12 protein-coding genes and 1 pseudogene are annotated in these 14,158 nt (G+C 72.7%); 10 read left to right on the plus strand and 3 right to left on the minus strand.

Annotation, left to right across the window (positions count from 1 at the left end; translation table 11 throughout):
* Positions 1–88 precede the first annotated feature (88 nt).
* The 3 genes from ABZ707_RS00270 to ABZ707_RS00280 are packed head-to-tail and all read left to right on the plus strand — an operon-like array spanning position 89 to position 4,166.
* Positions 89–2,191: a putative cobaltochelatase gene (locus tag ABZ707_RS00270; RefSeq protein WP_360165250.1), complete on the plus strand. Its 2,103-nt coding sequence runs from the start codon at positions 89–91 to the stop codon at positions 2,189–2,191.
* Complete coding sequence (cobO, locus tag ABZ707_RS00275) at positions 2,191–2,790, plus strand: cob(I)yrinic acid a,c-diamide adenosyltransferase (RefSeq protein ID WP_360165253.1); 600 nt, start codon at positions 2,191–2,193, stop codon at positions 2,788–2,790. Before ABZ707_RS00270 ends, cobO begins: the two co-directional genes overlap by 1 nt.
* Positions 2,784–4,166, plus strand: coding sequence for a cobyrinate a,c-diamide synthase (locus ABZ707_RS00280; protein WP_360165256.1), 1,383 nt, complete (start codon positions 2,784–2,786; stop codon positions 4,164–4,166). The genes cobO and ABZ707_RS00280 overlap by 7 nt, the downstream gene beginning before the upstream one ends.
* Positions 4,167–4,212: 46 nt before the next feature.
* On the opposite strand, the gene ABZ707_RS00285 is transcribed toward ABZ707_RS00280, so the two are convergent.
* Positions 4,213–4,944, minus strand: a complete 732-nt coding sequence (locus tag ABZ707_RS00285; protein WP_360165259.1) for a ZIP family metal transporter — start codon at positions 4,942–4,944, stop codon at positions 4,213–4,215.
* A gap of 107 nt (positions 4,945–5,051) precedes the next feature.
* Between ABZ707_RS00285 and ABZ707_RS00290 the strand changes: the two are divergent.
* A pseudogene (locus ABZ707_RS00290) lies at positions 5,052–5,423 on the plus strand (cobalamin biosynthesis protein); the annotation flags it as partial.
* Between the two features lie 240 nt (positions 5,424–5,663).
* Complete coding sequence (gene cobC / locus ABZ707_RS00295) at positions 5,664–6,725, plus strand: Rv2231c family pyridoxal phosphate-dependent protein CobC (protein WP_360165262.1); 1,062 nt, start codon at positions 5,664–5,666, stop codon at positions 6,723–6,725.
* Positions 6,726–6,933: 208 nt separating this feature from the next.
* Here the strand turns inward: cobC and ABZ707_RS00300 are convergent, their stop codons facing one another.
* Together ABZ707_RS00300 and ABZ707_RS00305 are read right to left on the minus strand one after the other, a co-directional pair.
* Positions 6,934–7,842, minus strand: a complete 909-nt coding sequence (locus tag ABZ707_RS00300; protein ID WP_360165265.1) for an SCO1860 family LAETG-anchored protein — start codon at positions 7,840–7,842, stop codon at positions 6,934–6,936.
* A 306-nt stretch (positions 7,843–8,148) separates the two neighbouring features.
* Positions 8,149–9,240 (minus strand): amidohydrolase family protein, encoded by a 1,092-nt coding sequence (locus ABZ707_RS00305; RefSeq protein WP_360165268.1) that lies wholly within the window; start codon positions 9,238–9,240, stop codon positions 8,149–8,151.
* A gap of 153 nt (positions 9,241–9,393) precedes the next feature.
* Here ABZ707_RS00305 and ABZ707_RS00310 point away from each other — a divergent pair, with 153 nt between their 5' ends.
* The 5 genes from ABZ707_RS00310 (at position 9,394) to thpD (ending at position 14,151) form a co-directional block, all read left to right on the plus strand.
* Positions 9,394–10,494 (plus strand): aminotransferase class V-fold PLP-dependent enzyme, encoded by a 1,101-nt coding sequence (locus ABZ707_RS00310; RefSeq protein WP_360165271.1) that lies wholly within the window; start codon positions 9,394–9,396, stop codon positions 10,492–10,494.
* Between the two features lie 336 nt (positions 10,495–10,830).
* Positions 10,831–11,370 (plus strand): diaminobutyrate acetyltransferase, encoded by a 540-nt coding sequence (gene ectA / locus ABZ707_RS00315; RefSeq protein WP_360165274.1) that lies wholly within the window; start codon positions 10,831–10,833, stop codon positions 11,368–11,370.
* Between the two features lie 148 nt (positions 11,371–11,518).
* Entirely contained in the window at positions 11,519–12,787 is a 1,269-nt protein-coding gene (ectB, locus tag ABZ707_RS00320) for a diaminobutyrate--2-oxoglutarate transaminase (RefSeq protein WP_360165277.1), read from the plus strand.
* 64 nt (positions 12,788–12,851) lie between these two features.
* Positions 12,852–13,250: an ectoine synthase gene (locus ABZ707_RS00325; protein WP_360165279.1), complete on the plus strand. Its 399-nt coding sequence runs from the start codon at positions 12,852–12,854 to the stop codon at positions 13,248–13,250.
* A gap of 4 nt (positions 13,251–13,254) precedes the next feature.
* Positions 13,255–14,151: an ectoine hydroxylase gene (gene thpD, locus ABZ707_RS00330; protein WP_360165282.1), complete on the plus strand. Its 897-nt coding sequence runs from the start codon at positions 13,255–13,257 to the stop codon at positions 14,149–14,151.
* Positions 14,152–14,158: the final 7 nt, after the last annotated feature.

Genomic DNA, 14,158 nt, shown 5'->3' on the forward strand with positions numbered 1-14,158 from the left:
TCACCCGTTTTGGCGGGGGCACCCCGGTGTGTTCCCGCCGTCGTACCCGTGCCGCCGGACGCCGTCCACTCGAAGGAGCGATCAGCATATGAGCACACCCTTTCCGTTCACCGCCGTGGTGGGGATGGACGATCTGCGGCTGGCCCTGCTGCTCAACGCGGTCAGTCCGGCGGTCGGCGGTGTCCTGGTCCGCGGGGAGAAGGGCACGGCGAAGAGCACCGCGGTGCGGGCGCTCTCGGCGCTGATGCCCGAGGTGGCGACCGTCGCGGGCTGCCGGTACAGCTGCGACCCGGCCGCGCCGGACCCGGGATGCCCGGACGGGCCGCACGGGAACGCGCCGGGGATCTCCCGGCCGGCCAGGATGGTGGAGCTGCCCGTCGGAGCGTCCGAGGACCGGCTCGTCGGCGCGCTGGACATCGAACGGGCGCTGTCGGAGGGCGTGAAGGCGTTCGAGCCGGGACTGCTCGCCGACGCGCACCGGGGCGTGCTCTATGTCGACGAGGTCAACCTCCTCCATGACCACCTGGTCGACCTGCTGCTGGACGCGGCCGCCATGGGGGCCTCGTACGTGGAGCGCGAGGGCGTCTCCGTGCGGCACGCGGCGCGCTTCCTTCTCGTCGGCACGATGAACCCCGAAGAGGGCGAGCTCCGGCCGCAGTTGCTCGACCGGTTCGGGCTCACCGTGGAGGTCGCGGCCTCGCGCGAGCCCGGACAGCGGGTGGAGGTCGTACGGCGGCGGCTCGCGTACGACGCCGACCCGGCGGCCTTCGCCGCGCGCTGGGCCGGCGAGGAGAGCGCCCTGCGGGAGCGCATCGGCACCGCGCGGGCGCTGCTGCCCGAGGTGCGGCTGGGCGACGCGGCGCTGTTGCAGATCGCCGCGACCTGCGCCGCCTTCGAGGTGGACGGGATGCGCGCGGACATCGTGATGGCCAGGACGGCCACGGCGCTGGCCGCCTGGGCCGGGCGTACCGAGGTGCTCGCGGAGGACGTACGGCAGGCCGCGCTGCTGGCGCTGCCGCACCGGCGGCGCCGTAATCCCTTCGACGCGCCGGGGCTCGACGAGGAGAAGCTGGACGACACGCTGGAGGAGTTCGGCCCCGCCGGCCCTGACGACCCCGACGACCCCGCTGGCCCTGACGGCCCCGACGACCCCGACGGCGGGCCCGGTGGCGGGCCCGGCGGTCCGGGGGGTGGCGGGCAGCCGCCGGCGTCCGGTCCCGAAGCGCAGGACACGCCCCGGGAGCCGGCGTCAGGGCAGGATGACACGCCCGCGCGGCCCGAGGCCGGGAGCGGGCCACGGGGCTCCGGGGCCGGTGAGCAGTCCGCCGTACGGGCCGCCGAGCCGTTCCGTACGAAGATGCTGAGCGTGCCGGGCCTCGGCGAGGGCGCGGCAGGACGCCGCTCGCGGGCCCGCACCGAACACGGCAGGACGACGGGCTCCCGGCGCCCCCGGGGCGCGCTGACCCGACTGCATCTCGCCGCGACCGTGCGGGCCGCGGCGCCGCACCAGCGGGCGCGCGGGCGCAGCGGCCCCGGTCTGGTGGTCCGCCGGGACGATCTGCGGCAGGCGACCCGCGAGGGGCGGGAGGGAAATCTTGTGCTGTTCGTGGTCGACGCGTCCGGGTCGATGGCGGCCAGGCAGCGGATGAGCGCGGTGAAGGGCGCGGTGCTCTCCCTGCTGCTGGACGCGTACCAGCGGCGGGACAAGGTCGGCCTGGTCACCTTCCGGGGCAGGGAGGCGGCGGTGACGCTGCCGCCGACGTCGTCGGTGGACGCCGCCGCGGCCCGGCTGGAGTCGCTGCCCACCGGTGGCCGCACCCCGCTCGCGGCCGGGCTGCTCAAGGCGCACGACGTCCTGCGGGTGGAGCGGATGCGGGACCCCGCGCGCCGTCCGCTGCTGGTGGTGGTGACGGACGGCCGGGCGACCGGCGGCCAGGATCCAGTGGCGCTCGCGTCGCGCGCCGCCCGGCTGCACGCGTCGGAAGGCACCGCCTCGGTGGTGGTGGACTGCGAGTCGGGGCCGGTACGGCTCGGTCTCGCCGGGACCCTCGCCGCCGATCTGGCGGGCACCGCCGTCACTCTGGACGAGCTGCGCGCCGACAGCATCGCCGGTCTGGTCAGGGACGTCCAGGGGACCAGGGGCGGCGGCAACGGAACCACCGGAATCAAGCACCCCAGGAGGGCCGCGTAATGCCACAGGGACAGCCGGCAGTCGTACCGGACGACGGTCTGACCACCCGTCAGCGCCGCAACCGTCCGCTGGTCCTCGTCCACACGGGCACCGGCAAGGGCAAGTCGACGGCGGCGTTCGGGCTCGCGCTGCGCGCGTGGACCCAGGGATGGCCGATCGGGGTGTTCCAGTTCGTGAAGTCCGCGAAGTGGAAGGTCGGCGAGGAGCAGGCGCTGAAGGTGCTGGGCGCGAGCGGCGAGGGCGGTTCCGTCGCCTGGCACAAGATGGGCGAGGGCTGGTCCTGGGTGCAGCGCGATTCGCAGCTCTCCAACGAGGAGGCGGCGCGCGAGGGCTGGGAGCAGGTCAAGCGTGATCTGGCGGCCGAGACGCACCGGCTCTATGTCCTGGACGAGTTCGCCTACCCGCTGCACTGGGGCTGGGTGGACACCGACGAGGTGATCGAGGTGCTGCGCGACCGGCCCGGCACCCAGCATGTGGTGATCACCGGGCGCAACGCCCCGGAGAAACTCCTGGACTTCGCGGACCTCGTCACCGAGATGACCAAGGTCAAGCACCCGATGGACGCGGGCCAGAAGGGCCAGAGGGGCATCGAGTGGTGAACGTCCCGCGCCTGGTCGTCGCCGCGCCGTCGTCCGGCAGCGGCAAGACCACGGTCGCCACGGGCCTGATGGCCGCCTTCTCGGAGCGCGGCCTCGCCGTGTCCCCGCACAAGGCCGGGCCCGACTACATCGATCCGGGATATCACGCGCTGGCGGTGTCGGCCGGGGGCCGGACACGTCCGGGCCGCAATCTGGACGCCTACCTGTGCGGCCCCGGGCTGATCGGGCCGCTCTTCGCGCACGGCGCGGCGGGCTGCGACCTCGCGATCGTCGAAGGCGTGATGGGGCTCTACGACGGCGCCTCGGGCCAGGGCGAACTGGCCTCCACCGCGCAGGTGTCGAAGCTGCTGCGGGCGCCGGTCGTGCTGGTGGTGGACGCCTCGTCGCAGTCGCGTTCGGTGGCGGCGCTGGTGCACGGCTTCGCGTCCTGGGACCCGGAGGTACGGATCGGCGGGGTGATCCTCAACAAGGTCGCCACCGACCGGCACGAGCGGCTGCTGCGCGACGCGCTGGACGAGTCGGGTGTGCCGGTGCTGGGGGTGCTGCGGCGCACCGATCTGGTCGGCACGCCGTCACGTCATCTCGGTCTGGTGCCGGTCGCGGAGCGGCACGCGGACGCGCTGGACTCGATGCGGGAGCTGGCCGCGCGGGTACGCGCCGGGTGCGATCTGGACGCGCTCCTCGCGCTGGCGCGCAGCGCGCCGCCGCTGGACGCGGCGGCCTGGGCGCCGGATCTCGAACCGGTCGTGCCGCCGGGGGGTGCCCGGCCGGTGGTGGCCGTGGCCGGCGGGTCCGCGTTCACCTTCTCGTACGCGGAACACACGGAACTGCTCACGGCGGCCGGCGCGGATGTCGTCCCGTTCGACCCGCTGCGTGACGAGCGGCTTCCGGCCGGGACCGCGGGCCTGGTGATCGGTGGCGGTTTTCCGGAGGTCTACGCGCCCGAGCTGTCGGCCAACGAGCCGCTGCGCAAAACCGTCTCGGAGCTGGCGCACTCCGGCGCACCGGTGGCCGCCGAGTGCGCCGGGCTGCTGTATCTGGCGCGCTCCCTGGACGGGAAGCCGATGTGCGGCGTGCTCGACGCCGACGCCCGGATGTCGGGGCGGCTGACGCTGGGCTACCGCGAGGCGGTGGCGGTCGGTGACAGCGCGCTGGCGGCGACCGGGACACGGGTGCGGGGGCACGAGTTCCATCGGACGGTGCTGGAGCCGGGCGCCGGGGCGGCTCCCGCGTGGGGGCTCACGCATCCGGAGCGCCGCCTGGAGGGGTTTGTCCAGCGGGGGGTGCACGCGAGCTATCTGCATACGCACTGGGCGGCGGCGCCGGAGATGGCACGGCGGTTCGTCGAGAGATGCGTCGAGGGGCGCGCGGCATGAGCCGGGCCGGGCGGTGATCGCCGCGCCCGGCGGGACGGTCCGCCACTCAGTCGGCGAAGCCCACCACCAGCCAGATGAAGCCCACTCCCAGGACCGTGCAGAGCAGGGTGGACCGCGCCGGATGCTCGTGATGGGCCTCGGGCAGGATCTCGGCGGCGGCGAGATAGAGCAGAGCGCCGCCGAAGAAGCCGAGATAGCTGCCGAGCGGTTCCTCCGGCAGGGTGAAGAAGAGGGTGGACGCGGCGCCGGCGACAGGCGCGACGGCGTCCGCGAAGAGCATGGTGAGCGCTCTGCGCCGGGCGTTCCCGTACAGGCTGGTCAGCGTGTACGTGTTAAAGCCGTCGGCGAAGTCGTGGGCGATGACGGCGAGCGCGACGGCGGTGCCCATGCCGCCGCCGACCTGGAAGGCCGCGCCGAGCGCGACACCGTCCATCAGGCTGTGGCCGACCATGGCGGCTGCCGCGGCCAGTCCCGTCCCCGGCGCCCGGCCGCCCTCCCGGGGGCCGGCGCCGTGTGCCGCCCGGCGGCCGGCGAGCAGCCGTTCCACCAGATGGGCCACGAGAAAACCGCCGACGAACAGCAGCAGCGCCTGCGGCACTCCGAACACCTTGTCGCCGGCCGCGCGCATCGCCTCCGGCAGCAGATCCAGTCCGACCACGCCGAGCATCAGACCGCCCGCCAGGCCCAGTACGAGATGGCGGCGGTCGGTGACGCGCTGCGCCGTCCAGCCGCCGAACAGCGTCATGAGGAACGCGCCGAGCGCGACGAAGACCGCCATGCGCCCCTGCATAGCCGATCGGACCCGTACTTCGCACATCCGGGACACACCGACGGACCGGAAAGGCGCGGTCCATGACCGGCGGCCCCCCGGCTCCCCCGTACGTCCTGGTGGTGGGGGTCGGCGCGCGTGGTGGCGTCCGCGCGGGCGAGGTGCTCGCGCTGATCGAGGAGACCCTGCGGGACGCGGGGCTCCCGACCCACTCCGTCGTCGAGCTGGCGACGCTCGACACCAGGGCGGGCGAGGCCGGGATCCTCGGAGCGGCGGCCCGGCTGGGGGTGCCGGTGCGGGGTCATCCGGCCGCGCTGCTGGCCGGCATCGCCGTACCGAATCCGTCCGGTGCGCCGCTGGCCGCCGTGGGGACGCCGTCCGTCGCCGAGGCCGCCGCGCTGGCCGGCGGGGGCGAACTCCTCGTACCGAAAAGGAAGTCGGGCCCGCGCGCCGGGCGCTCCGCGGTCACCTGCGCCGTGGTGCGCCGGGACCGGGCGGAGTGGAACGGATGCGTGCGGACATGATGAGGGTGTTGACGGTATACAGCAGCGGCCACGCGGAGCACCGCGGGCCGCATGGCGACGCCCCGGGGCTGCCGGTGGCATTCGGAAGGAGTCCGATGACCCGCGTGGTCCAGCCCGGGCCGTCGTTGGCGACGGCGCCGCCGCAGGTGCGCTCCCGTGCGCGAGCGAGATCCGTCATAACCGGCGTTCAGACGCGTGACTGCCATGTCTACGCGCGCTGACCACCACGATCTGCGCCATCACGGCGACGCCGAACTGCGGGACGCGGCGAGCGGGATCGTCGATCTCGCGGTCAATGTCCGTACCGGCACCCCTCCTGACTGGCTGCGCGCGCGCATCGCCGGTTCGCTGGCGGGGCTCGCCGCCTATCCGGACGGGCGGGCGGCCCGCGCGGCGGTCGCGGCGCGGCACGTGCTGCCGGTGGAACGGGTGCTGCTGACGGCGGGCGCGGCCGAGGCGTTCGTCCTGCTCGCCCGCGCGCTGCCGGTCCGCCGGCCCGTCGTCGTGCATCCGCAGTTCACCGAGCCGGAGGCGGCGCTGCGGGACGCGGGGCACGATGTGCGCCGGGTGCTGCTGCGCGCGGAGGACGGTTTCCGGCTGGATCCGGCGGCGGTCCCCGAGGACGCCGATCTGGTGGTGGTCGGGAATCCGACGAACCCGACCTCCGTGCTCCATCCGGCGGCGACGATCACCCGGCTGGCCCGTCCCGGGCGGACCCTGGTGGTGGACGAGGCGTTCATGGACGCGGTGCCCGGCGAGCCGGAGGCCCTCGCCGGGTGTACCGATGTCCCGGGACTGGTGGTGCTGCGCAGCCTCACCAAGACCTGGGGGCTCGCGGGGCTGCGGATCGGTTATGTGCTGGCGGGGCCGGACACGGTGGCCGCGCTGGAGCGCGCGCAGCCGCTCTGGCCGGTCTCGACGCCGGCGCTGGCGGCCGCGGAGGCGTGCGTCTCGCCAGCCGCGCTCAAGGAGGCCGAGGAGGCCGCCGTGCGGACGGCCGTGGAGCGGGCCCATCTGCTGGCGGGCCTGGCGGAGTTCGAGGAGGTACGGACGGTCGACACGGCGCGCGGGCCCTTCGTGCTCATACGGATGGCTCGCGCGGACGCGGTCCGGGCGCGCCTGCGCACGCTGGGCTTCGCCACGCGCCGGGGGGACACCTTTCCCGGCCTCGACGGGGAGTGGCTGCGCCTCGCGGTGCGCGACCGGGCCACCACCAACCGTTTTCTCCAGGCACTGGACCAGGCGCTGACGGCGGTGGGCGGCTGACGGCGCCCGGGAGGCCCGGTCCGCCCGCCCGCACGCGGCGGCCCGTACCGGTCGCCCCGTACCGGCGGCACGGGAGAGCGGTGCCCCCTCACCGGGACACCGCTCTCCCCCAGGGCCGGTCAGACCCTGGCCCCCCGCCGCCGGTCCGCCGGATCCTCCCGGGTCCCCTCAGACCCTCCGGCTTCCCCCGCCGGGGCGGGCCGGCGCGTCAGCGCTTCGCCCGGGCCCTCGCCATGGCGAGGGCGCCACCGCCCACCGCGAGCAGGACGGCGGCCCCGCCCACCAGATACGGAGTCGCGGAACTGCCCCCGGTCTCCGCGAGGTTCTCCTGCGCCGGCTCCTCGGCGGTCTGGGGCTCCAGGCCCTCTCCGGCCGGCGTCTCGGCCGCGGCGGGCGCCTTCGGTGACTCGCAGGTGGCCTCGGCGAGGGTGACGACCCCGTTGACCTCCGCGACGTTCAGATTCAGCGGATTCACCGCCACCTTGAGCCGCAGCGCGGTGGCCGCGGCCGTACGGGAGGTGGTGTCCTCCTTCGACAGGTCGAGCCGCACCTCACCCACGCCCGGCACCGTGACCACGGTCGGTCCCCCGGCGGAGAGCGTGACCCGCTTGCCGAGGACCGTCACCCGGCCCAGCAGGTTGGACTCGGCGACCGGCCGCTTCCCGGCCTCGCAGACGGCCTTGGACGTGACCTCCTGGATCTCGATGAGCGAGAGCAGCGGCAGCCCGGGGACATGCACCTTCGCGTGGGCGAGGTTGGTGTATCCCCGCGCCCCGCGCCTGTCGGTGGTCGCCTCGGCGGTCGCCACATCGGCGCGCAGCACGCTGACGGGCCTGCCCTGGTCGACTCCGTCCAGCCGGACGCTCAGCGCGGTCTCCTCGGCGCTCGCCGGCGCCTCCACCGCGTTGAGCGAGGCCCGGAGCGGCACCTTGACGGTCTTGTTGAGCAGGGACACATCGAGGCCGGCCCTGAGTACGACCGCACTCGCCCGCCCTTCGCCCGTGCCCTCGGTGGCCTGCGCCGGAGCGGCGAGGAGCGCGGGCCCCGCCGTCAGCGCCACGGCGGCCACAACACCGGCGCAGCGGCGTGCGGGCATGCGGAAGGTATTGCTGTTCAAGATGGTGAAACCCCCACAAGAGATCTGGTGCCGCCGCCTCCGGCATCGGGACACGAGGCGGCGGCGACTGGGACACCGGAATCTTTACGCACTGTGGGTGAACTGGCAGACACCTTCGGTGAGTTCACTCTAAAGTGGGGTTTCCGGGCCCATATTCGATTCTTGTGGCACACGCATGCTCTGGTGTCACCCGTGAGACGGGGAACCGGGCCGCGTGCCGGCCGGTCTCCGCCGGACGCGCATAAGGCCCTTCAACGACGTGCGCGGCCCTCGCGTCACGTGCCGTCAACCCGGCGCCGCTCCGGGTCAGCCGACGACATGACCGTTCAGCACGATCCGCCGGGGCGCCGCCAGCACCCGTACGTCCGCGCGCGGGTCCTCGTCGTACACCACGAGATCCGCCGGGGCGCCTTCCTCCAGCACCGGGCGGCCCAGCCAGCCGCGCGCGGCCCAGGCCGCCGCCGAGAGCGCCTCCACCGGCGGGATGCCGGCCTTGACCAGCTCCCCGACCTCGGCCGCCACCAGGCCGTGGGCCAGCGAGCCGCCGGCGTCCGTACCGACGAAGACCGGGATGCCCGCGTCGTACGCCGCGCCCACCGTGTCGTAACGGCGCTCGTGGAGCCCGTTCATCTGCGCCGCCCAGCGCGGGAACTTCTCCTGGCCGGCCGCCGCGAGCTGGGGGAACGTCGCGATATTGACCAGCGTGGGGACAATCGCGACACCACGCTCCGCGAAGAGCGGGATGGTGTCCTCGGTGAGCCCCGTCGCGTGTTCGACACAGTCGATCCCGGCCTCGACCAGATCACGCAGGGCGACCTCGGCGAAGCAGTGCGCGGTGACCCGGGCGCCGAGCCGGTGCGCCTCCGCGATGGCCGCCTCCACCTCGGCGCGCGGCCAGCTCGCGGTCAGGAAGCCCGCGTCACGGTCGATCCAGTCGCCGACGAGCTTGACCCAGCCGTCGCCGCGCCGGGCCTCCCTGCCCACGTAGGCCACCAGATCCTCCGGCTCGATCTCATGGGCGAAGCCACGGATGTAGCGGCGGGTCCTGGCGATGTGACGGCCCGCCCTGATGATCTTCGGCAGATCGTCGCGGTCGTCGATCCAGCGGGTGTCCGCGGGCGATCCGGCGTCCCGCAGCAGCAGTGTGCCGGTGTCGCGGTCGCCGAGCGCCTGCTTCTCACTGATCGCCTCGTCGACCGCGCCATGGGGGCCCAGACCGACATGGCAGTGCGCGTCGACCAGACCGGGCAGCGCCCAGCCCTCGACGGTACGGACGTCGCGGGCCCCGGCCGGGCGCTCGTAGGTGATCCTGCCGCCCACCACCCACAACTCGTCCCTGGCCTCCTCGGGCCCGACGAGCACCCGCCCCTTCACCCGCAGCACCGCCTGATCACTCATGACCAGCACTGTACGAAACCGCGGCCCCGGGCCGCCCCGCGATCCCCCACGGGACAGCCCTTACTCTCGACCGGTGGTCCGAGCCGGACCCGCACCGGCCCGGTCCCGACCCGCCGGCACCACCGAAGCGTCCCTTCCGAAGAGAGCACCGCCGTGACACACCCGCTGCTGGACCTGGCCCCGCTGACCGCCGCGCACTTCGCCGCCGTCGAACGCCGGGTCGCCTCGCTCCTGGCCACCGAGAACGATGTCGTGATCATGCAGGGCGAGGCCCTGCTGCCGCTGGAGGGCTGTGTCCGGGGCGGCGCCAGGCCCGGTTCCACCGCGCTGAACGTCGTCACGGGCCCGTACGGGCAGACCTTCGGGAACTGGCTGCGCGACTGCGGCGCCACGGTCGTCGACCTGGAGGTGCCCTTCCACACCGCCGTGACCGCGGCGCAGGTGGAGCGGGCGCTGGCCGCGCACCCCGGGATCGACTTCGTGTCCCTGGTGCACGCCGAGGCGGCGACCGGCAACACCAACCCGGTCGCCGCGATCGGTGAGGTGGTACGGGCCCACGGCGCGCTGTTCATGCTGGACGCCGTCGCCTCGGTGGCCGCCGAGCCGCTGCTGCCCGACGCCTGGGGCGTGGACCTGTGCGTGATCGGCGCGCAGAAGGCGATGGGCGGCCCCGCCGGGGTCTCGGCGGTGTCGGTCAGCGAACGGGCCTGGGAACGGCTCACCGCCAATCCGCGGGCGCCCCGCCGCTCGTATCTCTCGCTGCTCGACTGGAAGGAGCGCTGGATCGACACCGGCCGGCGGGCGCTGCCGCACGCCCCGGCCCAGTTGGAGATGCTGGCGCTGGAGGCATGCGTCGAGCGCGTCGAGGCGGAGGGCCTGGAGACGGTCATGGCCCGGCACGCCTCGGCCGCCGCCGCCACCCGGGCGGGCGCGCTGGCGCTGGGCGGCGGTCTGGCGCCGTTCGTGACCGAGGCGGCCGACGCGGCGCCCGTCGCCACGACGCTGCGCACTCCGGCCGGGGTCGACGCCGGCGAGGTGGTGGCCAGGGCGCTGGCCGCCGATCCGGCGCTGCCGCTGATCGCCGGCGGCGGCGCGCCGGCCAAGGAGATGATCCGGGTCAATCACTACGGCGCGGACGCGACGCCGGCGGCGGTGCTGTCCTCGCTCAGGGCCCTCGGCGAGGCTCTCGCCGAGAGCGGCGTCCCGGTGGATCAGGACGCTGCCGAGCGCGCGGTCCACGACGTGCGGCAGTAGCATCCGGAAATTAAATAAGCCGCCCACAACAGAATACAAAAACGGGAAGCTGCCTTATTGAGGGCAGCTTCCCGTTCGCTTCTGCCCACTGCCCGATACCCTAAACTCCATGCTTTTGTCAGCGCCGGCCGAGCGGGTCGGACTGGCCTCATGGGCGTGACAGACATGTGACCGAGTCCACAAATCCGTCCGTTTTGCCCTGCATTTTCAACCCACATCCGTCCAATTTTCCTTGGATTCAGAGGCATCAGGGCTCAGGCGATAACACAGATGAGCCTCACCGCCAACCTCTGCAGGAGATGCATGTTCGGAATTTGCTAGGTAAATTCACTCTGTATGACCGCCGCACAAGCAGACCTTGCAGGCGCCCGACCCGAATTCCCTCAGTCCTTTGCGATCGACACCCCACGAGTGGAGGACGGAGCCGCGATCTGGCGCATTGCCCGCGACTCCGAGGTCCTGGACCTCAACTCCTCGTACAGCTATCTGCTCTGGTGCCGTGACTTCGGCGCCACGTCCCTCGTCGCCCGCGACGAGGCGGGAGCACCGACCGCCTTCGTCACCGGATACATACGGCCCGAGCGACCCGAGGCGCTCGTCATCTGGCAAGTGGCCGTCGACGCCGTCCGGCGGGGACGCGGGCTCGCCGGCCTCCTGCTGGACGAGCTGACCGCCCGGGTGGCCGGGGAGCAGGGGATCACGGCGCTGGAGACGACCGTGACACCCGACAACACCGCCTCGGACCGATTGTTCACCGCGTACGCCGCCCGCCACGGCGCGAGACTTGAGCGCGAGGTCCTCTTCGACGGCGGACTCTTCCCCGAGGGGGGACACCAGCCGGAGGTGCTGTACCGGATCGGCCCGCTCTCGTTCTGAGACGCCGCCGAGCGCGCCGCTGCCTCCGCGCCGCGCGCCCACCCGGCGCGAACCGCCCGCCGAAAGCGCCGCCGCGCCCCGGGGCCCGCTCAGCGCCCGGCCCGGACGGACCCCTCCCCTTCTCACTTTCCACCGGCAGGAGATCCCCGTGACCATCACCCAGCCCGCCCTGAGCGTCTTCGAGGCCATCGAGTCCGAGGTACGCAGCTACTGCCGCGGCTGGCCCGCCGTGTTCGACCGCGCGCAGGGCAGCCGGCTCACCGACGAGGACGGTCACAGCTACCTCGACTTCTTCGCGGGCGCCGGCGCACTCAACTACGGCCACAACAACCCGGTCCTGAAACGGGCGCTGATCGACTACATCGAACGCGACGGCATCACCCACGGCCTCGACATGGCGACGACCGCGAAACGCGCCTTCCTGGAGTCCTTCCAGCATGTGGTGCTGCGGCCGCGCGACCTCCCGTACAAGGTGATGTTCCCGGGCCCCACCGGTACCAACGCGGTCGAGTCCGCCCTCAAACTCGCCCGCAAGGTGAAGGGCCGCGAGTCGATCATCTCCTTCACCAACGCCTTCCACGGCATGTCCCTGGGCTCGCTCGCGGTCACCGGAAACGCGTTCAAGCGCGCCGGCGCCGGGATACCGCTGGTCCATGGCACCCCCATGCCGTTCGACAACTATCTGGACGGCCGCACGCCGGACTTCCTCTGGTTCGAGCGGCTGCTGGAGGACCAGGGCTCCGGGCTGAACAAGCCCGCCGCCGTGATCGTCGAGACGGTCCAGGGCGAGGGCGGCATCAATGTCGCGCGGCCCGAGTGGCTGCGGGCGCTGGCCGATCTCTGCCATCGCCGCGACATGCTTCTGATCGTCGACGACATCCAGATGGGCTGTGGCCGTACCGGCGCCTTCTTCTCCTTCGAGGAGGCGGGCATCACCCCGGACATCGTCACCCTTTCGAAGTCCATCAGCGGGTACGGGCTCCCCATGTCCCTGTGCCTGTTCACCCCGGAACTGGACGTCTGGGAGCCGGGTGAGCACAACGGGACCTTCCGGGGCAACAACCCGGCCTTCGTCACCGCGACCGCCGCGCTCAACACGTACTGGGCCGACGGCCAGATGGAGAAGCAGACCATCGCCCGGGGCGAGCAGGTCGAGCAGGCGCTGCTGGCCATCTCCGCCGAGTCCGCCGGCACGGCCGCCGATTTCCGGGGCCGCGGTCTGGTCTGGGGGCTGGAGTTCGCCGACAAGGCCCGTGCCTCCGCCGTCTGCGCCCGCGCCTTCGAGCTGGGGCTGCTGCTGGAGACCTCCGGTCCGCAGAGCGAGGTGGTGAAGCTGCTGCCACCGCTCACCATCACCCCCGACGAACTGGACGAGGGCCTGCGCACCGTGGCCCGCGCGGTCCGCGAGACCGCCTGACGCCGGCTCGTACACGGGGGCGCCGTACCCGGGCCCCCGTTCAAGAGAAAGGCACCAACGCACCGTGATCGTCCGATCGTTCAAGGACATCGAGAACACCGACCGTCATGTGAAGTCGGCCTCCGGCACCTGGGAGAGCAAGCGCATCGTGCTCGCCAGGGAGAAGGTCGGCTTCTCCCTCCACGAGACCGTCCTCTACGCGGGTACGGAGACATCGATGTGGTACGCCAACCACATCGAGGCCGTGCTCTGCGTCGAGGGCGAGGCCGAACTCACCGACGACGACACCGGCGAGACCCACTGGATCTCCCCCGGCACGATGTATCTGCTGGACGGGCACGAGCACCACACGCTCCGCCCGAAAACCGACTTCCGCTGCGTCTGCGTCTTCAACCCTCCCGTGACAGGGCGGGAGGACCACGACGAGAACGGCGTCTATCCGCTGCTGACCGAGGAGGGCTGACACCATGACCACCGCCCCTGCACGCACCGACCTGTACCCGACCCGCGGCGTCGGCGAGGTGACCACCCCCCGGCAGGACCCCGTCGTCTGGTCCGCGCCCGGCGCCCCCGGCCCGATCGCCGCCGAGGAACTCACCGGCTTCGAGCGGGACGGCTTCCTCACCGTCGACCAGTTGATCGGCCCGGACGAGGTCGCCCTCTACCGCGCCGAGCTGGAACGGCTGACGACCGATCCGGCGGTACGCGCCGACGAGCGCTCGATCATCGAGCCCATGTCGCAGGACGTGCGGTCCGTCTTCGAGGTCCACCGCATCAGCGAGATCTTCGCCGGACTCGTACGGGACGAAAGGGTGGTGGGCCGCGCCCGCCAGATCCTGGGCTCGGACGTCTATGTCCACCAGTCGCGGATCAACGTCAAGCCGGGCTTCGGCGCCTCGGGCTTCTACTGGCACTCGGACTTCGAGACCTGGCACGCCGAGGACGGCCTGCCGAACATGCGGGCCGTGTCCGTCTCCATCGCGCTGACCGAGAACTTCGACACCAACGGCGGCCTGATGATCATGCCGGGGTCGCACCGGATCTTCCTGGGCTGCGCGGGCGAGACCCCGGAGGACAACTACAAGCGGTCGCTCCAGATGCAGGACGCCGGCACGCCGTCGCACGCGGCGCTGACGGAGATGGCCGACGAACACGGCATCAAGCTCTTCACGGGCGGGCCCGGTTCGGCGACCTGGTTCGACTGCAACTGCATGCACGGCTCGGGCGACAACATCACGCCGTACCCGCGCAGCAATGTCTTCATCGTGTTCAACAGCGTGGAGAACGAGGCGGTCGAGCCCTTCGCGGCGCCCGCGCCGCGGCCCGGCTTCATCGGGGCCCGGGACTTCACGCCGGTGCGGTAGGACGGCG

The organism is Streptomyces sp. NPDC006923 (assembly GCF_040635655.1).
Taxonomy (GTDB): domain Bacteria; phylum Actinomycetota; class Actinomycetes; order Streptomycetales; family Streptomycetaceae; genus Streptomyces.